Here is a 22,386-nt window from a genome sequence, read left to right on the forward strand (position 1 = left end):
AAATAAATTTTTGCAGGAATGGGATGAGGAGCATCTGGTGAATACATTCAATCGATTCTTCCAAAGCAATACGTTCAAAAGAATTTTGATCTTTTTGGCGATGGCTCTGGTGTTATATCTGTTAAAAGACATGATCAATTTAATATTGTTTACGTTTATCTTTTCCTTTTTAATGGATCGTTTAGTGAATTCAATCTTGAGAAAAATTTCGATCAACCGGACTTTGCTTGTGATTATTTTGTACACCTTTATTGTCGGGATGCTTTCTTTTGTATTCATTAAATATCTGCCTCTTGTTGTCAATGAGATTCGACTGCTGATCAAACAGCTCACGGATTTTTATTCAAATGTCCCTGATGACTACGGCTGGTTGAATTACTTCTTGCAAAAGGTAGAGGCCACGAAGGTTTCCGGCTATATGGAACAAGGATTTACATTCTTGATCAAATATTTCTCAGATGTGAGCCGTGTAGGGCTTCAAATACTTCTGGCTTTGCTGCTCAGTTTGTTTTATATGCTGGAGAAGCCGCGCATCATCCGATTTACCGAGAAGTTCAAATACAGCAAAATGGCGCCGGTCTATAATGAAATTGCTTTTTTTGCCGGGAAATTTGCAGGTACGTTTGGAAAGGTCATCGAGGCGCAGATCATCATTGCTTTGGTCAACTGCATCCTGACAACCATTGCTTTATGGATATTGGGCTTCCCGCAGCTTGTGGGGCTGTCCATCATGATCCTGATTCTTGGAATAATCCCTGTTGCAGGGGTCATCATTTCCTTGATTCCATTGTGCATCATTGCCTTTAGCATAGGGGGCATCATAAAAGTCGCTTACATCGTGATTGCCATCATGATTGTCCATGCGGTTGAAACCTATATCCTCAACCCGAATTTAATGTCATCCAAGACGAATCTTCCTGTTTTCTATACGTTCATTGTGCTGATTTTCTCTGAACACATTTTTGGGATATGGGGCTTGATCGTCGGAATCCCGATTTTTGTATTCTTTCTGGATGTACTGGATGTCAGCAGTCCACGGAAGCCTAAAGAGCTGTAAAGCAAAGGACCCTTCAATAAAATGGTACCCCTGTCAAGGACACAATAAAAAAAGAGGTTAAGCAGCTTGAAGATGATTCCTATATTGAATAGGGGTCATCTTTTTTAAATTCCACTGATAACGGTAATTGTTATAGTAAACCATGTAATGATCTATTCTTGATTTCAATTCTTTCAACGTTTTTGCTGTTTTATAATCCACTTCATCCTTCATGTGGCCAAAGAAGGATTCCTGTGGGGCATTGTCCCAACAGTTGCCTCTACGTGACATGGACTGACCCAAGCCGTATTTCTTTAATAACTTTTGGTATCGGGGGCTTGTGTAGTGACTTCCTTGGTCCGAGTGGATAAAGGCGTCTTCATGAAGCGTAACTTTCTTATTGTTCTTCAATTTATGGAGCGTCCTTGTCGCAATGTCCATGGTAATCCGGTCAGATATATGGTAAGCCAGAATTTCATTAGTACAGGCATCTTTCACGGTCGACAAATAGGCCATACTATTACCGTTATATGGCAAGTAAGTGATATCCGTCAGTAACACTTTCCCAGGGATCCCCTGTTTGAAGTCCCGGTTTAATTGGTTCGGGACAACCTGATGCTCCTTCGTTGCTTTAGCGATTTTTTTATAAGGATTTGGCTTTCGATGAGGACAGACGATGTCATATTTCCTCATGATTCTCCGGATCTTTCTACGGCTGAAGATAATGCCATACTCATTCTCTAAAATCATTTTAATGGAGCGTGCGCCTTTCTTATATCCACGCCGGTTAAAGGCCTTTAATATGAGTTCCTTGGCTTCAAGGTCCAGTTTCTCCCTTGCCTCCCGGACAGAGGAAGCATTCAGGTAGCTATAATAACCAGAACGCGAAACCTCTAATAGACTACAGAGATACTTGGTCATCCCCCTAAATCCATTTTGTTCAATGGTCTCCTGAATCAATTGATAAGCCTTATTTGGATGTAGGTTTTCGTTTGCCTCTTGCAGCCTCCTTTCTGTCGTTTCTAGCTTTTTTAACAACTCTACCTGTCCTTCCAACAATTCAATTCTAGCCTTTTGTCTTTCGATTACTTCTGAAGGAGTGAGTTCTCGTTGTAAGGGACGACCGGACGCATTTTTCCTTGAATCTGTCAGTCCAATCAAACCATTTTTTTCATAAGCTTTCTTCCACCTATGGGCTGACTGTTCAATTCGTTTTATTCCAATGACCTCCGCATTAAATCCATTCTCCTCAAAGATCTGGCGAGGAAGTTTGCCAGCCTGATATTCATCAATAAATCTACTTTTAAATTCCTCTGTATAGGTAATAGACTTTTCGCTGACCTGTTGTACATTCGGATTTTTTTGAAGTGTTTTTATCTCTTTAGATGAAAAAGTAATTTTACTCATATGTTGTCTCCTAATCCCCATGTTCTGAAATTAAAGTATATAAAAAATACCTGTAGGCTGAACACTCTTTTTTTTGAGTGTCCTACCTACAGGTACCATTTTACAACGGGTTCTTTTTTATTTTGTAAACTGTCTATCCAGAGAATCTTTAGGGTATTAAAAAAGAATAATAATGGACAGCAGCAAAATGAGGAAATGGGTGGCAGCAGATGAACACTTCTCGTGGGAATGAGTGGACATGGATCCGCTTGGATGTAGATGAAAAAGAGAAATGCAGGGAGTATATAGACCCTGTGCATTGGCGCAGATGCAGGGATTGGTTTGATGGAATCGGAATCGCTGATCGGAATGACCTCCGAATGGAGACAGAAGTCAGTGGGCAGGAATGTCTTTTCGGCTCTTTTGTGTACCGTCAGGACCTGCATAAAAAAGATGATTTCACCATCCTGTATTTTTATCTGACCCGTCAAACGTTTGTGACCGTCAATCTCAATCCTGCCCTCATTCAAAAGACGAGCATGGATCAAATTCTCCGATTGGTTAAATCGGCTGAAGATGCAATCGATGCTTTCTTTATACTGCAGGGAGAGCTGATGAATGAGTTTTTATACGGAATCGATGAATTTGAAAGTAAGTTGAGAGAGCTCATCTGGAAGTTTTACAACGATAATGGGACGCATATTTTAGAACAAATCCATAATCATCGCCATGAGCTCCTTGTGTTAAAGGGATTGATCCATTCGGTGAAAGAAAATCAATTTGCCGTAGAGGAAGCTTTTTTAATTGAGTCAGGAGACAGGGCAGGCCACGAGAGGACGGCCAGAAGAGTAAAAAGAGGGAGCACCCTGATTGCAGGGTATGAAGAAGAAATCGAAAATCTCTATCATTCGGAGGAAGTCGTCAGTTCCTATCGGGGCAATGAAATCACCAAAGCCCTGACGATTTTTACGACCATTTTTACACCAATGACAGCCCTCGGTGCCATTTGGGGAATGAACTTCAAGCATATGCCGGAACTGGATTGGAAGTATGGATATGCAGCTTCACTGATTTTGATCTTTGCATTGACCATCCTCATCTATCTATTCCTGCAGCAGAAGGGATGGACCGGCGACCTGCTGAAGAAAAAGAAACGAAAATCTTTTTATAAATAATGAAAAAAGTCCAGCCAATTTAGGCCGGACTTTAATTATTCAGGAATTGATCGAGTGCCACCGTGTTTTTTTGAAGATTTTCCGGCGAAAGAACTAAAACGTCGCTTTCCTGGCCGTAAATCTTAACCCTTCCATTTGTAAAACCATTATTCTCCGGAATCCTTAAGGTTTCAATATTCCGTTCCTTCTCCCCTAAAAAGGAAGAAGCCACTGAAAACAGCAGGGATTTTGGCAGGTTCGTATCAATGTACGGCTGGACAGTGCCGATCATACTCGGAATTTTCATGATGCCCGCTGCACTTGTCAATTTGTCGGAAAGGATCTGCAAGACTTTCTGCTGGCGCTGAATCCGGCCAAAATCACTGATGGCATCATAGCGGAAGCGGACGTATCCTAGAAGTTCTTTTCCGTGAAGCATTTGCTGTCCTGGCTGAAGGGTCAAGCCTAATCCGTGGGACATCTTTTTCTCCACATCGATTTGAACCCCTTCAGGAAATACCTCATCAATGACTTTCGCAAATCCATTGAAATCGATCAAAGCATAATATTGAACATCAATATCGAAGTTTTCCTTCAGCGTTTTTCTTAAAAGCTCAGGTCCGCCAAAGGAGTATGCTGCGTTAATTTTGTTTTTTTCATCATAACCAGGAATGTCTACATAGGAGTCCCTCATGATCGAAACAAGCTTCGATTTCTTTGTATCCTGGTCATACTGCGCCACCATGATGGTATCTGTGCGGGAATGTTCTTCTCCCCGCGAGTCTATCCCAAGCAATAGCACATTGATTTTTCCGAATTTATTTTCGACACCATTAAATTCAACGGGTTCACTGACCGTGTTTGTTCCGGTGCTGGCCGATTTTAGTGCGGATTTATAATTCCAATAGGCATACGCAGCGGTGCCGATAAACAGGAGAAATATGGTCAAAAGTATGTAAAGGACAATGCGGAGCTTGCTTCTTTTTTTCTTGCTGAATCGTGTTTCTCGATTGGGCGTATTCATCAAGTCATCCTTTATTTAGTGATTTAAACCTTTTGGGTCCTATAGATTAGACGAGATGACTATGAAAAATGTTGCGAATTTTACAGATTTTACGCGTAGCGGATATTAAAAGTGTCTGCTCATCAAATTATCAAAGTCATCGGGAGTACTTGGTGATACTGATTTTTTTCCATTTTCAGTAATGGTCAACTGGTGGTCTGTCAATGTGATTCTCCCGTTAGGAGTGGCCTTTGTAATCAGCCGGGATTTGTTGAATGGGGATGACTCATCGAATTGGATAAAATCATTTCTTGGATGGAAATATTCCAAAGTCCTCGGCTCCAATGTGAATCGATGCTTAATAATCCAGTCGTCCTCTCTATATTCTTCTAGATAATAGAGTGATTCTGTCTGTCTGATACGATAAGTGCCATTGGGGGCTTGCGCGGTCTGCCCGTCGATAGGAATGGGATGGAGTGAAGCATCGCCAAAGCCGACATCCGTTAAATATCGCTGGCCATCGATTTCAGTGATGACCGACATATGGGTGTCGAGCTTGTTCCACTCTCCATTGCCTTTTACAACAGTCGCTGAGATCAGGTAGCTTTTGTAGCCGAGCTGTTGAAGAAGCCAATTATAAAGGGCATTTAATTCAAAGCATATGCCGCCGCGGCTATCTAGGATGATTTTTTGATATAGCTTTTCCATATCCAAGACAATTGGTGTTGTATTGAGGATATCCAGATTTTCAAATGGGATATGAAGCATATGGGATTCTTGTATATATTTAAGGTTTTCAAGTGTAGGAGCAGGAATAGAGGTCATTCCGATCTTTTTTAGATAAGCGGTTAAATCCATTGTCAGTCCTCCTTGCCGTTTCTACCCTTAAGATAGTCCTTTTGTCGCTGATATGCAAAAATATGATTCTCTTGAAGGGATTAGGATTCTGGAGTTGGAATAAGTAAGGTAGATTGTACGTATAAGAGGGGATGGAGCGAAAATGAAAGAATTGTTCCGCTATAATTGGCAGGTTCGACATGATTGGTATCAATGGTGTGAAGGAATTCCAGAAGAGGAGCTGCTGAAAAAAAGAACCGGTGGAGTCGGCGGCATCTTGGAAACTCTTTTTCATATTATCGATGTAGAGTGGAGCTGGATCCGTATCCTGCAGGGCAAGCCGGATTTTCAGGAGAAATTCGAGGAATACAATACGTTGGAAAAAGTCCGGGAACTTGATGCAGTTTTCCATCAGGAGGTTTTGGAGTTCGTCCAGAACTGGGAGGACCGCTTTGAAGATCATGTCGTCCCGGATGTAGAAGGAATTGAATGGGAAGAACGATATACATGGGGAGAAATCATGCGCCATACTATTGCACATGAAATTCACCATATCGGACAAATATCCGTGTGGGCGAGGGAGCTTGGCAAAAAGCCCGTTTCAGCGAACTTTATCGGGCGCGGGCTTGGGAAGGTGAAGGGATAAAGCACTCTTTGGTGAGTGCCATTCCTCCCTTTTATGCGACTATTGTCGTAGAGGAAATGCGGCGGATGGCTAATGCAGCAAATGGTTCGCAAGGTTACGATTAGGATACATCGCACGACAAGGGGGAAATAGGATGTTATTTCATTACCATTTTTGGACGCCGCATTTAGAAGAGACTGAGGAGTTTTATGTACAGGCGGGTTTTCAGGTGCATCAGAGAATAGGTAGGTATAATGGGGAGTTCCAATCGTTTGACCCCCCATTGACCTGGAATGACTTCCGGGATAAATCGGTCCTTTTTCGCATCATTGAATTAAGGAAAGGCAGTGTCAATATTACTTTCGGCTACGGTAAGAGACCCGTCTTTGACCATATCGGATTTTTGGTGTCTGAAGAAGAAAAAAACGGGATCATTAAAAGAGCAGGCGAATTGAATTGGAGTCATCGTTCGAACGAACGCAGAACATTTATCGAAACGCCATACGGCTTTAAAATTGAACTCCAGACAAATGTGGAATATGTTAAGGGAGGCAATTCTGCAATTGAGCGGTTGGATTTGTCTGTGAATCAACCTGGCGCCGAAGAGTCCCTTTCTTATTTATTGAACAGACATGCAGGAAAAATGAACATTAGCCAGACAGGAAATGTACAGTTAAACAGAGCATATATTTCAGAATTGGATGGTTTAAGAAAATTTGATCCAAATGGATTGGAAATTGTATCTGCAAAATAAAGGAGGATGCTCGAATGAACAAACGACCAGTTTCAGGGGACTACATACCGTATTACTCCACATATATTGACCGAGTGGAAGAAGGAGAGATAGAGGAAGTTTTATCTGATCAAATCAAAGTCACAGTAGAGCTGCTGAAAAATCTTTCCGAAGAACAAGGTGCATTCCGCTATGGTGAGGGCAAATGGTCCATTAAAGAGGTCATTGGCCATATGGCCGACACTGAGCGGGTGATGAACTTCCGTTTGATGAGTTTTGCGCGGGGTGAATCATCGGAGCTGCCTGGGTTTGATGAAAACGAATATGTGGAGAGAGCAGGATTTGACCGGCAAACCATCCCTGCACTTCTGGAAAACTTAGTCGCCGTCCGCACGTCGACTATCTCGCTGTTGGAAAGCTTAGATGAAGAAGCATGGGAACGCCGCGGTACGGCAAATGGCGCCCCTGTTACGGTCAGAGCGCTCGCCTGGATCATTGCAGGCCATGAACTTCATCATTGTATGATTTTGAAAGAGCGGTACTTTGAGGTAGAAGGATTTCTGAAAAAGTAAGGGCTTGCCTTGAACATTCGGTGCATTTGCTAGAATCTAGAGCATATTTGCTAGAAGAAATAAAAAAGTCGCTAGAACCTAATGTAAATTTGCTAGAAGACATAAAAAAATCGCTGGAACCGATCCTATTTCACAAATGGGAATCGGTTTTTTTGCTTTTCATGGACATTTGAAGCCCTATCCTCCGCAATTGTTACCTGCAGGTGCCTATATTACTGGAAAGTGCGTACTTTTTAAAAAGAATCAAACGGTGCATAATCGAGAACAGACAGACGCAATTCGATGTATAGCAAAAAAGAGGCTGTACATCAGAAATGTAATATAGGCACAAAAAAGTAACTACCTTACTTTAAAGTGCGTACTTCCTATATGGGATTCAACGGTTCATAATGAACTGCATCAGAAGCGAAAGGCGCCTTCGCTTATTCAAGACAAACAAGGAGGAATGCTCAAATGAGTTCACATACACAAGCAATCAATCAAACAAAAACAAAAGGCGGGACTCCCGCACTGCTGGCATTGGCTATTAGTGCATTCGGGATCGGGACCACTGAATTTGTCCCTGTCGGCCTTCTCTCATCCATTGCAGATGATTTATCCATTTCCATTACTCTAGCAGGGCTGCTGATTTCCGGATACGCACTTGGAGTCGCATTTGGAGCACCTATCCTGACAGCTTTGACAAATAAAATGAGCAGGAAGACTTTGCTCATGTCCTTGATGGTCTTATTCATTGCCGGCAATTCGATTGCAGCCATGTCTTCTAGTTTCGGGCTGCTACTGGCTGCACGGTTCGTCACTGCATTTTCACACGGAATATTCTTTTCCATCGGGTCAACGATCGCTGCGGATTTGGTTCCGGCAGATAAACGTGCGAGCGCCATTGCTTTCATGTTCACCGGGTTGACAGTCGCAACCGTTACCGGGGTTCCTTTTGGGACATTCATCGGTCAGACATTCGGCTGGAGAGCAACATTTTGGGGAGTTGCTGCCCTTGGACTGGTTGGAATTATTGCAAGCTCCATTCTCGTTCCGAAAAATTTAAAAGAAGCTCCACCGGCAAAATTCAGCGAGCAGCTGAAAATCCTCAGAAACGGAAAATTATTGCTTGCCTTTGCCATCACAGCTTTAGGATACGGTGGAACATTCGTGGCTTTCACGTATTTAACACCGCTTCTTCAAAACGTAACAGGCTTCAGCTCCAAATGGGTCAGCATCATCTTGCTCGTTTATGGAATTGCCGTTGCAATTGGCAACGTGGTTGGAGGGAAAGCATCCGATAAGAATCCATTGAAAGCTTTGATGTGGATGTTTATTTTCCAGGCTATCATCCTATTAATTCTTACATTTACTGCACCATTTAAAGCAATTGGGCTGTCAACCATTTTCTTGATGGGCTTGTTCGCTTTCATGAACGTGCCAGGCTTGCAGCTGTTGGTTGTTCATTTAGCAGAAAAATATGTTCCATCTGCTGTCAATGTGGCATCAGCTTTAAACATCGCTGCCTTTAATATCGGAATTGCCATCGGATCCTTTGTTGGCGGAATAATTGTAGATTCCATCGGCATCATCCATACACCGTGGATTGGATCAATCATGGTGGCAGGCGCTGTTGTGCTTACTGCTTGGCTGAAGATGTTGGAGAAAAATAACTGAATCTGAAGCGAAAGGGGAGCATTTGAAATGAATCCTTTTAAAAATCATAAGGCATACAATCGGATGTATCGGGAAGGGGAGCTCACTCTGGGTCTTCATATCCCGTTGGAAAATTACCGTTTTGAAACACCGACAATGGAGAAGCAAGCAGAGCTTTCACAGCAGGCTGAAGCTTATGGTTTTACAGGGTTATGGCTGCGGGATGTACTTCTTGAGGATCCGAACTTCGGCGATCCCGCAACAGGTCAAATTTACGACATGATGATTTATCTGACCTATCTGGCGGGGCAGACGAAAGAAATCGGGTTGGGGACGGCAGCCGCTGTATTAAGCCTTCGTCATCCTTTAAGGGTGGCAAAAGAAGCGGCCACCATTGATCAGCTTTTTCCTGAAAGGCTCATCCTGGGAGTTTCGTCCGGAGATAGAAGATCTGATTTTGCCGCATTAAGTGAGTCTCATGCCAATAGGGGTGAAGCATTTGCCGAAGCCTATCACTACTTGGAAAAGGTTCTTTACGAAGAATATCCATCGATTGTTTCTCCGAAGGGAATCATACAAGGGGCCAATCTTGTCCCAAAACCGAAGAAGCGCATTCCGACAATGATCACAGGATATGCCCAGCAGTCAATGGAGTGGTTCGCTGAGCATGGCGATGGGTGGATGTACTACCCTAGGAGCCCACATCTCCAAGAGGAATCCATTAAAAGGTGGCGGGAATTATCCCAGCACTACCACCCTGGGGTATTCAAGCCCTTTACCCAGCCGATGCATTTAGACTTGGCTGAAGATCCTAATGAGGCGCCAATGCCAATCCGCCTTGGCTTTCGTGTCGGACGTAATCATCTAATCGAGCTGCTCAATGAATATAAAAGGATCGGAGTCAACCACTTATTCTTTGCACTGTTCGACAGCGAACGGCCGGCAGACGAAGTAATCCATGAACTCGGCCAGGAAGTCGTACCGCATTTTCCTGCCAACGAATAAATTTTTCCAATCCGCCTCCCGATTCCGGGGGCGGATTTGTTATGTTTGGTAGTATAAAAACAGATGGAAATAAAGGGGAATCTATATGGATATCAAGAAGATCAGCAGATTGGAAACCGCTAAGGTGTCTTCATTTTTTCAAGAACATTGGGGTACAAAAGAAATGGTCCTCTCCACCGGCATCTACCACTGCGACCAGCTGGATGGTTTTGCAATAATTGGTGAAGATGGAGGCATCGCGGGGCTAATCACGTTCAGTATTGAAGAGTCGGAATGTGAAATCGTTTCGTTAGACAGCCTCATAGAGAACAAGGGAATCGGCTCCTCCTTGGTTAGTGCGGTAGAAGAAGCCGCAAAAAAAGCAGGATGCAATAAAATCAAGCTCATCACGACCAACGACAATATCCATGTTCTCGGATTCTACCAGAGGAGAGGGTATCGAATGGCAGAAATATTCCCAAATGCAGTTCAGGAAGCAAGGAAACGCAAGCCGGAAATTCCATTGATCGCTGAAAATGGAATTCCGATCAGGGATGAAATTTTATTGGTGAAGTCGATCTAAGTGAGAAAGGGTCATTTCTCTTCGAATGAAGGAGTAGTGACCTTTTTTGATATGAAAAAACATGATTTTCTTTCTAAAATGCCGAAAAGTAGTGTGATGCTTGTCATATTGGGGTGCAGAAATGTGTAGATTGTTCATTTTATTGAGAATTTCAATTAGGTAAGGCACAAATAGTGGATATTTGGATGGAATTAAGGTGAAATGAAGTCTCCCCAATGGGTTTATGAGCGAGAATGGGACCGTTATGCGCCACTTCTCACACCTTATGCGCGAAAACCATTGTCTTATGAGTCAAAAAGAGTCCCTTATGAACCAAAATCAACCGCTTATGCGCGAGTGGCCAAAAACAAACAAATCCAGCCCCCAACTCTAGCTGCGCGGTCAACCAGTCCACAGAATCAAACGTCATTTTTCGACAAATACCCGGCGCTATCCAGCTACACTCCTAGCTGCTCGTGGACATAAGCCGTAACCTACGGAAATCAGGATTTCCTCCTTGTTCCGTCTTATGCCTGTCGCGGCTTTCAAGGCGCTTGCGCTTTTCATTGTGACAGTCACTTTGGAACTCCCTGATGTCGCCACCATCTCTAAAATTACAGAAAAATCTAAATTAAGCAGGATATTCCTCTTTTTTACAGAAGGTATAGTTTTAGATGAAGAAAGGAGCGCAACAAAATGATTGATGAAAAGACCAATAAACTGACTGAACTCGAACTTGAGAAATTGAATATTGTAGATAAGGATGGAACTGTGAGGATGACCCTTTTTAATCAGGATCACATCCCTCCGGCGCTGATGGATGGGGAAGATATACTCCCAGGACACAGGGACGGCAATCCTTTCGCGGGCATCATGTTCTTCAATAATGAAGGCGACGAATGCGGGGGAATGATATTTGGAAATGAACGGGATGAGGAAGGGAATTATCGTGCCTCGGCTTCTATGACATTTGATCAATATAAGCAGGATCAAGTGGTTCAAATGGTGTACATAGATGACAATGGAGAGCGGCATTACGGCTTCAATATTTTTGACAGACCAGATGTCTCACTTAAACAGCAATTGGATGAGACGAAAGAGATCGAAGAGTCCCATTTGGATGACGCAGCGAAAGCAGAGGCTATCGATCAAGTGTGGAAAGGTAGTACTCAGCGTGCGTTCATGGGGAAAAATAAGAAGGGGGAAGTCGCTGTGAAATTGATGGATTCGAAAGGAAAGGATCGAATCCGAATGGTTGTGGATGAAAATGATATCCCGCGGATGGAGTTTTTGGATGGGGAAGGTAATGTCCTTTATAAACTGCCGCCAGATGATTTGAAGAAATGAACAAGGAGGAAGATAACATGAATAGCAGTTTGCTAAGGGTTGGAACCACCTATATACCAGTGAAAGATGCAAGGGCTGCAGCGGAATGGTACGTGAAAAACCTGGGGGCAGTAATCTCCTACCAGGATGATGAAAAAGCCATCATCAATCTTGCGGATCAAAGCTTTTTCCTAGTGAAAGCAAAAGAGGGGGAGACGGCGAACTTCCTTGATGCCAAGGGAAGGAAACGGTTTTCGATGACATTTGAAGTGGATGGGATGGAAAAGCTAGAAACCCTTCATCAAGAGTTTTCCCAAAAGGAAATCCAAACCGGAGAGATTGAGGACAGGGGCCATGCAGGCAGGAATTTTGTCTTTGAAGATTTAGACGGAAATCGCTTCGACGTTTGGAGCGAGCTCAGCCCTGATTATAAAAAGAGAATGCAATACTAATATAAAATCAAGAAAGGAGCCGCTTCCGTGAAGCGGCTCCTCCTTTATTCGACAAATATCGGGGCGTGACAGCGTACTATGTCAAGTAAGAATATTTGATTTTTACGCATAAGAAATACACCTTACGCAATAATTTGGAAAAATTTACAATAAGCAACCGACAGGAACGATTATGTAGAAAGCCCTCATCTCGGATCTGAATTGGAAAACTACCTTGTTTCAAGTCTGCAGGGAAGCAACCTGGTTAGTTCAAACCGTTGATATTAACGTACAATTCGCATTTGCAGGACAAGGTAAATCATGCTGTCACTCGAGGTCGTCATGCCTCCGGCACACAAATCGATTTTCCCTTGATCCCAGAAGAGGGCTTTCTATTTTTTGTTTTAGATCACGCTGCTAGAGCATGTTGTAAATAGGTTTCAATTTTGACGTATACTAGCTTCTTTTTGATTTGGTCTAGGATGCGATAATCTGATTGTTTCGATTCATAAGGTTTTTGATGTTTTAACATCGAAAAAGCGATTCGAATAAACTTGTTTCCTAAAGCTATATAAGCCTTTCTAGCGTGCTTTCCTTTTGCTTTAAGACGATCGTAAAATGGACGTAAATCTTGATTATGCTGGGCAATAGATTTACCAATCGTGTAAATGACAAACCGGAAGTGTTTGTTTCCTTGTTTGGAAATCTTCCCATAGAATCCTTGGGTGCCTCCAGATTGAATAATAACTGGGTTTGTTCCAGCCTTCTTAATCAATTGTCCTGCGTGATCATAGTTTGAGATGTCGCCTAATTCGCTATAAAACTCAGCCGCAGTGACGACGCCAATACCAGGAACCGTTAATAAAAGCCTGCCATCCGTTTGGAGTAATGTTTTCTCCATTTCTTGTTCTAGCGTTTGAATTTGTTGATCCAAACGCTTTAAATTTTGTATGGCCATTTTTAACAAGAGGAGCTCGGCTGAAATCTCTTCCTTATCCTTTATGATAGAATGTGCAGCTACGAATAGGAGAGTATCCACATGCCCTTCTGTCATTCTCAACTTTCGATCCTTAGCGAGCTGAAGGATTCGATCTTTTCCCATCGCTAGCACATCCGATGGATGTGGAAACATCTCTAGGATAAAAAGAGAAGATCTTCCCCAAAAGTCACAGAAAACGTGTAATTTCTTGGGCTTATCCTCTTCAATCATCACAAGACCTTGATATTCCCTCCAAATATGATCCATCAGTGTACGAATTTGAACCCGTGTCTTGGCCCGGTTGCGAACTTCACTTCGTCTGGCCCTTGTTAGAGTCATTAATTTTCGAAGGGTTCCTTTGGGAAGCTTGTTTTCCATCCCCTTATTTTGAATGAGGGAACGGGCAATAGCGATAAGATCTAAATCATCGGTTTTGCTTCTGTTCAAGGCACTAGCGCGCTCTTCATAGGTAGTAGCCGCATTAATAATGGTTACACCAAAGCCTCTCTTACCTAATTCCCGCACAATATCTTCATAATAGTGTCCTGTTGCTTCCACACCAATAATTGTTCTTTCTGCATTGAGTTTGGTTTGTGCCTTCTGAATCTTGGAATAGAGGAGTTCCATTCCAGTTTGGTTGACCCCAAAGAAAAAAGGTTTCTCTAAGATATCCCCAAAGTAGTTACAGATTAAAGCCTTTTGATAAAACTTAGCTGCATCGATTGCCACAATTAGAACGTTATTCAGATCGACGCCTGATAGTTGGTCACTGAATTGACGTCCTTTCTTTCCTTGTATATTATAAAGGTACTCCATCACTTCATCCTCCAGGATTGATAGTAGTTAAGAGTTCCTTGTCGGGTACTTTTATCTTACTACATGAAGTGACTGGAGCTTTTTTGTGTTTTCGGAAGAAAACACTTTTCGACAATCATTATCTAATACACCAGGCACCTGGTGTAAACGACATAATTCGGGGCGTGACAGGCACCTTAATGTCGCCTTAATGTCGTCACCTTAATGTCGCTTATACTGGACCCCAGTGGATGAGTACGCCTGCTGTGAGGAATACGAGTCCAATGACGAACCAGATCAATGCCAGGGGAGCCATGAATTTGACCCATTTTCCGTACGGGATGCCGCTGGCTGCAAGCACGCCCATCAACACACCTGATGTAGGGTTGATGCAGTTGACGACCCCTTCACCAAGCATAACGGCTTCAACTGCTACTTGGCGCGTGATATTCATTAAATCTGCAAGTGGGGCAAGAATTGGGATAAAGATGACGGATTCTCCAGATCCAGAAGAGATCAGGAAGTGAAGCATACCGCTCGATACATACATTCCAATCGCACCTAGCAGCGGGCTGTGGCCGTCCAACAAGCTTGCCAATCCGTTGACGATCGTATCAAGCAATTTTCCGTTTTCCAAAACGATGGAAATACTTCTCGCCATTCCTACAATCAATGCTCCGTATACTAAACGCTGGCACCCGGATAAGAATGTCCGTGCGATATTGTTGGCGTTCATCCTGCCGATCAATCCGTTAACAATGGCGATGAAGACAAACGTTCCAGCCATTTGCTGGTCGCCCCATTTCAGCCAAAGAGCGCCGCAAAGGAAGCCGACCAAAGATAATCCGGTTACTGCCAAAATAAGTTTATGTCTACCCGTAAATGGCACATCCACATTTTCTTCTTCATCAAGAAGAGCCTTACTAGGGAACCAGTCTTCGCCAAGGATGCTCTTTTCCGTTTTTCTCAAACGTCTTACATAGAAATAAATATAAACGACCGTTGCTACTAAAAACGCGGCATAGATGCCTGTGCGAAGTCCGATTCCGGAAAACAGCGGCAGCTCAGCAATTTTTTGCGACAAGCCAAGAGGTGTAGGCGACAGGATGGTGGAGTTGAATCCAGCATATGTACCTAGATAAATGACGGCAACGCCGACTACTGCGTCCCACTTCAACGCCCTTGCCACAATGATGCCGATTGGGATGAACCCGATGACGGAGTTGACGACAATCCCGGTTGTTCCAAGAATAGAGAACAATGCTCCTACTACGGCGATGAATAATAATTCCTTTGTTCTGAACTTATTGACGACATTATGGATGAGTCCGTTGATGGCCCCTGTTTTTTCAAGGATGGCTAAAGTACCGCCTGTGAATAGAATTAAAAAGATGATGGAAGATGAATTCACCATCCCTTGCTGGAAGGCGGTGAAGAAATCAACGAAACCGATCGGGCTGTTTTCCACTGTGTGGTAGCTGCCCGGAACAGCCTGTGTGATTGTCCCATTTGTGATCCGTTTGAATTCACCGGCTGGAATGATGTACGTAGCGATTGCACAGATTAAAGCAATGATAAACAGCAATACATAGGCATCCGGCATTCTAAACCTTGATTTCTTCTGGTGCGGCACATTTGTTTCTGCTTGCAAACTCACAATATTTCCCCCTTTAATAATTATTCCCCTTGTTCGTAAATATTATTGAATATTCTGATCTTTGTGATATATTATAATGAAGTATATCCTTTATTGCAATAAATTTTGAAGTGAATACTTTATAAATTTTCAACATATTGGAAAAGGAAGTGGATTCATCTTGTCCAACTACATTTCTCGAATAAATACACAATATGAAGAGCTGACAAAAGGAACGAAGAAAGTAGCGGATTTTTTAATGAGAGATCCCACTGCCTTTGCAACACACCCAGCCAAAAAGGTCGGAGAATTCATTGGCGTCAGCGAAACGATGGTGCTTCGTTTTTGCACGGCCATTGGCTATGGGGGCTTTAGCGATCTCCAGACAGAGGTGAGAGAATACATCTTTGATCTAGGGGCTAACAAGACAAAAATGGCTGATATTCAAGAACCTCTTCCGCATTTTCAAGAAGTGATGATGTCCGATCAAATAAATATCCGTGATGCGGCAAATAGTTTTAAAGAAGAAGATTTCGAGATGGCTGTAGAAAAAATCTATCAAGCCGATGAAATATTAGTAGCTGGACTGCATGCCTCCTTTTCGATGGCACACTGGCTGTCCTACACATTGAATCTCCTGCGTGGTGGAGCTGCATTGTATCGGCCGGAATCAGGAGCCGGACTGGACCGTTTTTCAGATAAAAGCATGCTCATTGTTTTTTCTTTTTACCGGTATGCAATGGATACGATCATGCTGGCAGAAGAGGCGAAAGAACGGGGAATCCATGTGCTGGCCATTACAGATTCTCCGACAGCGCCAATCACGAAGATTGCCGATCAATTATTTGTATTGAATCTGCCGGCAAAGTCCATTCTGCAGACTGTGCCAGTCGTTTATTCTATTTTAAATGCGCTGCTGGCTGGAGTATCGTTGAAGCAGGCAAATCCGGGAGAGTCCAGAAAGAACATGTTTATCCAGGAGAATTCCAAAAAGTTTTGCGTAAAATGAACAACTGAGAGATAAAAACGGAGGGGAAAACGATGAAACCATTAGATGCGAATCAAAAAGAAGATTTGATGAAAATATTTAACCATCTGCATGAAAATCCTGAAATCAGCTGGAAGGAATATAAAACGACAGCCTATATTAAAGAGATTTTAGAAGCACATGGATGCAGGACAAAAACCTTCGACGACTGCCCTGGGGTTGTTGGGGAAATTGGCGAAGGAAAGCCAGTCGTTGCATTAAGGGCGGATATGGATGCCCTGTGGCAGGAGGTGGATGGGGTCTACAGAGCGAACCATTCCTGCGGACACGACTCCCATATGACCATGGCAATCGGTGCGGTGAAAATCCTGACTCAGCAGGATCAGCTGCCGAAAGGGACCATCCGCTTCATTTTTCAGCCATCCGAAGAAAAAGGCACAGGTGCGTTGAAAATGATAGAAAAAGGAATCGTGGATGATGTGGACTACTTATACGGGGTTCATGTACGCCCGATACAGGAGACCAGATTTGGCCATGCAGCTTCTGCCATTCTGCACGGAGCAAGCCAGTCCATACGCGGGACCATCAAAGGGGAGGATGCCCATGCAGCACGTCCCCACCTTGGCACAAATGCCATTGAAGTGGCGTCTACTCTGTTGAACGAACTCTCTCATATACATATCGATCCCATGATTCCTCATTCTGTCAAGATGACTAAACTTCATGCTGGCGGGGAAAGCCACAATATCATCCCGGGTCAGGCGGAATTCACCTTGGATATGCGTTCGCAGTCGAATGAAGTGATGGCATCCCTTGTAGAACATGTGAAGGCGGCTGCTGATTCCGTTGCAAATTTCTATAAAGTCGAGATTGACCTTGTTATCCCTTCCAACCTGGCGGCTGCAACGATGAATACGGAAGCCCAGGAATTGATGGCCGATGCGATATGCGATGTATTGGGAAAAGAAAATCACGACGGCGCACTTGTCACGACTGGAAGCGAGGATTTTCATTTCTACCCGGTGAAAAGGCCGCATTTGAAAGCGACCATGCTCGGATTGGGCTGTGATTTGCAGCCGGGGCTTCACCACCCCCATATGACATTCAGAAAAGAAGCCATGTTCTATGGAATGGATATCTTGTCAAAAGCAGTACTCAAAACCTTGCAAAAAGAGGAGAGGAAAGGGAATGAGTAATCAAGCCATCCGTCCAAAAGAAGTCGTACTCCGAAGGCTGAATATGACATTGAATCACCCGTTTACGACAAGCTTCGGAACTGAAACGGAAAAGGATTTCTGTCTTGTCGAAGTTATTGATGAAAATGGAAACAGCGGATGGGGAGAATCTGTCGCCATGACGGGTCCATTTTATAACGAAGAAACTACCGACACCAACCAGCTGATGCTTGAAAACTATTTGATCCCTGCCATTTTAGGCCAAACATTTCACCACCCGGATGAAGCGAACGAATTATTTGCTCCCATCCGCCGGAACCGGATGGCAAAGTCTACATTAGAAACAGCCATTTGGGATTTATATGCGAAGAACAACCAGATTTCGTTGAAGCAGGCATTGGGCGGGGATGAACAAAAACAAATTGAAGTGGGAGTCAGCATCGGTATCCATGAGTCTGTGGAGGAACTGTTGAAAGTAATCAAAGAGAAAATTTCGAACGGACTTCGTAAAATAAAGCTGAAAATCAAACCTGGCAAAGACGTAGAAGTGATCCGGGAAGTGCGAAGGGTGTACCCGGATATTCCATTGATGGCCGATGCCAATTCTGCCTATACGCTGGCTGACCTGGATGTCCTTAAGCAGCTGGATGAATTCAATCTGATGATGATTGAGCAGCCGCTGCAATCGGATGATATTTTAGAACACAGCCTTTTGCAGAAGCAGCTGAAAACCCCGATTTGCCTGGATGAGAGCATCTGCTCCTTCAAAGATGCAAAGGAAGCCATAGAACAGGGAAGCTGCAAGATTATCAATATCAAGATTGGCCGGGTCGGCGGTTTGTCAGAGGCAAAGCGGATTCATGACCTATGTAAGGAGCACGGGATTCCTGTCTGGTGCGGCGGAATGCTGGAAGCTGGTGTGGGAAGGGCACATAATATTGCGCTGACATCGCTCAGTCAATTCACCATCCCGGGTGATACGGGGCCATCCAGACATTATTGGAAAGAGGACATTATTTCACCTGAAGTCACAGTAGAGAATGGGATCGTCCAAGCGGTGTCGGGCGACGGAATCGGATATGAAATCAATCCAGACGTACTGGATCGGTATACGGTGGATAAAAAGGTCTTTTCTTTTGAGCAGGCAGTGATGGAAAAGCATTAATATGAATGACCCACAAATGATTGGGAATCATATCCTTTAGATACTGCATAAAGGGATGATCATGTGATATATATCTATAATGATTTTGGCGGCACACATACGACTGCGCTCGCCGCAGCATACCATTTGAGAAGGCTGCCTGAGAATCGGGAGCTTACGAAAGAAGAAATCTTGCAGACGGATTATTTTAATGCACTGGCGCCGACCGATGCGGGAAAGATCTTTTTTCACGGGAAGGATGAGCAGGACAATCCGGTCTATACCATCGGCAGAAGGCGGGATAAGCATTTGATCCATGGTCTGAAGGATCTGAGTTTATTGCTGCTTGATCGCTTTGATCAGGATGAAAAAATCATTTTCTCCAATACTTCGCCCACTGTCCCTTTTGCCATGACGATGGGAGGATTCTTTTCGCGCGAACTGAATATAGACAGCATTGGCGTCCCCTTATTAGTAAAGGGTGCAAAGCAGTGCTGCCTGGATATCCTTAAACTCGTGGAGAATACGAAAAAAGTAGCGGAAACGACCAACCTGAAAGTGACCATCCTTGAAAATAAACGGTTCCAAGCTTAGTGCGATTTTTTCTGTCTTGTATCGGGTTCTCCTGCCGATTATAATGGAGGAAACTATATTCCTTTAAGGAGATAAAACACATGACCGAAAAAAAGAAAGTCAGTTTGGCTGAAGCCATGAAACAGAAGCTTGCTGAGAAGAAAGGTTTGCAGGAAACAAAGCATGATACCGGATTGGTCAAGCAAACGCAGAAAATGAAATCGCAGATGACGAAAAAGCCTAGCAATACTAGACGGAAAATGGGCGTATAATTCCATTTCAAAAGACACATCACTTTTTACAGATTTTTGTAAAAAGGGTGTGTTTTTTTGTTGCGCCCTGGGTAAAGGAATAAGTTTTATAACAGGAAAAGAAAGGAGAGGATAAGGCATGGAACAACTGGCCATTCTGAAGAACCGGCAGCTGCTATTGGAAGAGTACATACCTGTCAAAAGCATAACGGCCCGCCTTTTATTTTGTGAATCTGACAGAATACTGGAATGGATTTTTTCCACGGAAGGCAGGTCCTCGAAGTCTTACTTGATTGAACACACAGAGCAGCATATGCGGAGTGTGGGCGAGCAGGATTTATTGGAGGAGCTGAAAGAAAAGGAATTGAATCATCGGATTATGGAAAGAATTGCGGCAGCTTTTTATCGGGAGCGAATTCCTCAGCGGAAACGGAGGGGGGATTTTGAGATTCACTTGGCTGTGTTTGAGGAGCTTGAACAAGCTGGCTTTGATGAAGAGCGGCTGTCCCGGAATGAAATTTGTTTTTTCAATGCAACCATGAGGGACTTGAAAAAAATAGATGAGGCAAATGTAATCCATGAGGGAAATAGGCTTTGGAGAGATTGCAGGACAAATAATAATGGAAAATCCTCCATTCTTCAAATGATGGAAAGGCTGCATGGCTGCTACCCCATTTCCATGAAGATGAAGGCATTCTCCTTTGCAGAAGCCCACCGCTTATTTTCGCATCAAAAGATCAGGCGGATGACCGGCATCGGCTATAAATGGCTCAACTGGAAAGTCTATTCATACTGGCATGATGAATATTTTTATTTGTTCAGTACGACGAAGACTAATCCGTCTTTATTTGAAGAGATGTATGAAAAATTGGCGGAGATGGAACGAAAGGATTTTAAGATTGTATTTGAGCAAAAGCTACAGGAGAAACCTTTTCATGCTGTGTTTACCGATGACAATCAACTGCTTCATTTCTCGCAAGACAGGGGGGTGAAGGCATGATCATTTCTTATTTACTGATCCTTTGCTCAACCGTCCCCATTATCATTTTTCTTTTCGGATTGATGGATCACCGTCACTGGAAAACCCTTGGAAGATATTTTATTGCCGGGGGTGCTGTTGCACTAGTTGTGTTTGGGATTGCGGCAGCTATGAATTTTCATTATTGGCTGAAGTATCACTTCTCCTTTTTCCCGATTTGGGAAGAAATCAAAATTATGTGCTGGGTGACGGGAGGAATCTTTGCACTTATCTTTATCATTTCAGCATTAGCAGGAGTGCTCACAAACAAGAGCATCGCTTCTTACGCATCCACGCTGGGAAAGTTGACAGTTGTCTTCGGTGTTTTCATAGGTTCGATGTTAATGATCTTTATATTCATAATGCCCGCAGGAGAAAAGTATATTTACAGTTCGGCCATCAAAAGAGCTAAGACCTCTTTTGAAGAGATGGAAAAAAAGGCAGCTCCAGACGATGCGGTTGCAGCTGTATTGGCAGAATCCGGTCAGCATTGCTATGGAAAAAGCTCAACCTGCCGGGACGATGATTATGAAAATCTTGTTTTTATCAAAAACCTTCACGATAAAGAAATACTCGCACAAGTGGAGGTGGCCTTTTTTGACCGGAATGATAAAGTGATTGAAACCATCAAGTCTGGGACCATCCACTTGAATCCTAAGGAGGCAGTTCCCTTGGTGACAAAAGAGGAAGTGAAGCACAATAGTGCGTGGAGCAGATGGACTAATCGAACCGAAGACAGGCCATATTATATTCAATACCGCTATCGCTACAAAGAAAGATGAATGTGCCACCAAAAAGCTGCCATCAGGCGGCTTTTTATTTCGACAAAAACCGGGGCGTGACAGGCACTTTTGTGTCGCTTCATGATGATAATATGTTTAAGTGCACTCTTAAAATGGAAGAATCCATATAAAAGGAGTGAATGAGATGAAAGAGGCTTCTGCAGCTTTATTGATTATCGACATGATCAATAAAATGGATTTTGAGGGAGGAGAAGATTTATTAGACTATACACTCCCGATGACTGACCATCTCATAGAACTTAAGAAAAGGGTGAAAGAAAAAGGTCTCCCAGTCATTTATGTCAATGATAACTTTGGCCAGTGGCAGGATAACGCTTCTGAAATCATCAAAGAATGCCTCCGCAGCCCCGGGCGCCCGATTGTGGAAAAAATAGAACCGGAAAACGATGATTTTTTTATCATCAAACCGAAGCATTCCGCTTTTTTTGGAACTCAGCTTGAAATCCTTTTGAATCAAATGGGTGTAGAAAAGTTGATTTTGACTGGCGTTGCCGGAGATATGTGCGTTCTTTTCACCGCAAATGATGCCTACATGCGCGAGTATGACCTTTGGGTCCCAGAGGATTGCATCGCTTCTGAGAGCAAAGAGGCGAATGAGCATGCATTGCAGATTATCCGGCGTTCGGTCTTTGCCGATACCACTCCATCAAAAGAATTTGACCTTTCAGAATTCATGAAATGACAAAATGGTAAGAATTCTTCCCGTTAACGGACATTCAATAATGGTATAATGGAAATAT

23 protein-coding genes are annotated in these 22,386 nt (G+C 43.3%); 18 read left to right on the top strand and 5 right to left on the bottom strand.

Translation table 11 applies throughout. The annotated features are described in order from the left end of the window. Window positions 1-37 precede the first annotated feature (37 nt). Window positions 38-1,057, top strand: a complete 1,020-nt coding sequence (locus tag ABTV07_RS01125; RefSeq protein WP_433746415.1) for an AI-2E family transporter — start codon at window positions 38-40, stop codon at window positions 1,055-1,057. Between the two features lie 57 nt (window positions 1,058-1,114). Here the strand turns inward: ABTV07_RS01125 and ABTV07_RS01130 are convergent, their stop codons facing one another. Further along, window positions 1,115-2,443, bottom strand: a complete 1,329-nt coding sequence (locus tag ABTV07_RS01130; RefSeq protein ID WP_433742493.1) for an IS3 family transposase — start codon at window positions 2,441-2,443, stop codon at window positions 1,115-1,117. 209 nt (window positions 2,444-2,652) lie between these two features. Between ABTV07_RS01130 and ABTV07_RS01135 the strand changes: the two genes are divergently transcribed. Then, window positions 2,653-3,597: a magnesium transporter CorA family protein gene (locus ABTV07_RS01135; RefSeq protein WP_433746418.1), complete on the top strand. Its 945-nt coding sequence runs from the start codon at window positions 2,653-2,655 to the stop codon at window positions 3,595-3,597. A 31-nt stretch (window positions 3,598-3,628) separates the two neighbouring features. Here the strand turns inward: ABTV07_RS01135 and ABTV07_RS01140 are convergent, their stop codons facing one another. Both ABTV07_RS01140 and ABTV07_RS01145 read right to left on the bottom strand, forming a co-directional pair. Next, window positions 3,629-4,600, bottom strand: coding sequence for an LCP family protein (locus tag ABTV07_RS01140; protein ID WP_433746421.1), 972 nt, complete (start codon window positions 4,598-4,600; stop codon window positions 3,629-3,631). A 105-nt stretch (window positions 4,601-4,705) separates the two neighbouring features. Then, window positions 4,706-5,437 (bottom strand): arylamine N-acetyltransferase family protein, encoded by a 732-nt coding sequence (locus ABTV07_RS01145; RefSeq protein ID WP_433746424.1) that lies wholly within the window; start codon window positions 5,435-5,437, stop codon window positions 4,706-4,708. A 142-nt stretch (window positions 5,438-5,579) separates the two neighbouring features. Here ABTV07_RS01145 and ABTV07_RS01150 point away from each other — a divergent pair, with 142 nt between their 5' ends. The 8 genes from ABTV07_RS01150 (at window position 5,580) to ABTV07_RS01185 (ending at window position 12,305) form a co-directional block, all read left to right on the top strand. Continuing rightward, on the top strand, window positions 5,580-6,062 hold the full coding sequence (locus ABTV07_RS01150) for a DinB family protein (protein WP_433746427.1): 483 nt from the start codon (window positions 5,580-5,582) through the stop codon (window positions 6,060-6,062). A 133-nt stretch (window positions 6,063-6,195) separates the two neighbouring features. Continuing rightward, the gene (locus ABTV07_RS01155) at window positions 6,196-6,795 is read left to right on the top strand and encodes a VOC family protein (RefSeq protein ID WP_433746430.1); all 600 of its coding nucleotides are present in this window, start codon (window positions 6,196-6,198) and stop codon (window positions 6,793-6,795) included. 14 nt (window positions 6,796-6,809) lie between these two features. Next, window positions 6,810-7,346, top strand: coding sequence for a DinB family protein (locus ABTV07_RS01160; RefSeq protein WP_433746433.1), 537 nt, complete (start codon window positions 6,810-6,812; stop codon window positions 7,344-7,346). A gap of 453 nt (window positions 7,347-7,799) precedes the next feature. Next, window positions 7,800-9,002, top strand: a complete 1,203-nt coding sequence (locus ABTV07_RS01165) for an MFS transporter (RefSeq protein ID WP_433746436.1) — start codon at window positions 7,800-7,802, stop codon at window positions 9,000-9,002. A 27-nt stretch (window positions 9,003-9,029) separates the two neighbouring features. Next, complete coding sequence (locus ABTV07_RS01170; protein WP_433746439.1) at window positions 9,030-9,986, top strand: LLM class oxidoreductase; 957 nt, start codon at window positions 9,030-9,032, stop codon at window positions 9,984-9,986. 85 nt (window positions 9,987-10,071) lie between these two features. Beyond that, window positions 10,072-10,548: a GNAT family N-acetyltransferase gene (locus ABTV07_RS01175; protein WP_433746442.1), complete on the top strand. Its 477-nt coding sequence runs from the start codon at window positions 10,072-10,074 to the stop codon at window positions 10,546-10,548. Window positions 10,549-11,223: 675 nt separating this feature from the next. Next, entirely contained in the window at window positions 11,224-11,874 is a 651-nt protein-coding gene (locus ABTV07_RS01180) for a hypothetical protein (RefSeq protein ID WP_433746445.1), read from the top strand. Between the two features lie 17 nt (window positions 11,875-11,891). Beyond that, window positions 11,892-12,305: a VOC family protein gene (locus tag ABTV07_RS01185; RefSeq protein ID WP_433746448.1), complete on the top strand. Its 414-nt coding sequence runs from the start codon at window positions 11,892-11,894 to the stop codon at window positions 12,303-12,305. Between the two features lie 388 nt (window positions 12,306-12,693). Here ABTV07_RS01185 and ABTV07_RS01190 read toward each other — a convergent pair whose 3' ends face one another. After that, window positions 12,694-14,079, bottom strand: a complete 1,386-nt coding sequence (locus ABTV07_RS01190; protein ID WP_433746451.1) for an IS110 family transposase — start codon at window positions 14,077-14,079, stop codon at window positions 12,694-12,696. 211 nt (window positions 14,080-14,290) lie between these two features. Continuing rightward, window positions 14,291-15,661: a YfcC family protein gene (locus ABTV07_RS01195; protein WP_433751025.1), complete on the bottom strand. Its 1,371-nt coding sequence runs from the start codon at window positions 15,659-15,661 to the stop codon at window positions 14,291-14,293. 214 nt (window positions 15,662-15,875) lie between these two features. On the opposite strand from ABTV07_RS01195, the gene ABTV07_RS01200 reads away from it, so the two are divergent. The 8 genes from ABTV07_RS01200 to ABTV07_RS01235 all read left to right on the top strand — a co-directional run bounded on the left by ABTV07_RS01200 (window position 15,876) and on the right by ABTV07_RS01235 (window position 22,328). Next, a complete protein-coding gene (locus ABTV07_RS01200; protein WP_433746454.1) occupies window positions 15,876-16,703 on the top strand; it encodes a MurR/RpiR family transcriptional regulator in 828 nt (275 codons plus the stop codon). A gap of 32 nt (window positions 16,704-16,735) precedes the next feature. Continuing rightward, entirely contained in the window at window positions 16,736-17,878 is a 1,143-nt protein-coding gene (locus tag ABTV07_RS01205; protein ID WP_433746457.1) for a M20 peptidase aminoacylase family protein, read from the top strand. After that, window positions 17,871-19,022, top strand: coding sequence for an o-succinylbenzoate synthase (menC, locus tag ABTV07_RS01210; protein WP_433746460.1), 1,152 nt, complete (start codon window positions 17,871-17,873; stop codon window positions 19,020-19,022). The genes ABTV07_RS01205 and menC overlap by 8 nt, the downstream gene beginning before the upstream one ends. 63 nt (window positions 19,023-19,085) lie before the next feature. Next, on the top strand, window positions 19,086-19,595 hold the full coding sequence (locus tag ABTV07_RS01215) for a DUF3189 family protein (protein ID WP_433746462.1): 510 nt from the start codon (window positions 19,086-19,088) through the stop codon (window positions 19,593-19,595). An 80-nt stretch (window positions 19,596-19,675) separates the two neighbouring features. Then, window positions 19,676-19,846, top strand: a complete 171-nt coding sequence (locus ABTV07_RS01220) for a hypothetical protein (RefSeq protein WP_170137284.1) — start codon at window positions 19,676-19,678, stop codon at window positions 19,844-19,846. A 118-nt stretch (window positions 19,847-19,964) separates the two neighbouring features. After that, window positions 19,965-20,825 (top strand): hypothetical protein, encoded by an 861-nt coding sequence (locus ABTV07_RS01225; RefSeq protein WP_433746465.1) that lies wholly within the window; start codon window positions 19,965-19,967, stop codon window positions 20,823-20,825. After that, on the top strand, window positions 20,822-21,625 hold the full coding sequence (locus tag ABTV07_RS01230) for a hypothetical protein (RefSeq protein WP_433746468.1): 804 nt from the start codon (window positions 20,822-20,824) through the stop codon (window positions 21,623-21,625). The genes ABTV07_RS01225 and ABTV07_RS01230 overlap by 4 nt, the downstream gene beginning before the upstream one ends. Window positions 21,626-21,770: 145 nt before the next feature. Then, window positions 21,771-22,328 (top strand): isochorismatase family cysteine hydrolase, encoded by a 558-nt coding sequence (locus ABTV07_RS01235; RefSeq protein WP_433746471.1) that lies wholly within the window; start codon window positions 21,771-21,773, stop codon window positions 22,326-22,328. Window positions 22,329-22,386: the final 58 nt, after the last annotated feature.

It is taken from the genome of Falsibacillus pallidus (genome assembly GCF_050990905.1).
Lineage (GTDB): Bacteria > Bacillota > Bacilli > Bacillales > DSM-25281 > Falsibacillus > Falsibacillus pallidus_A.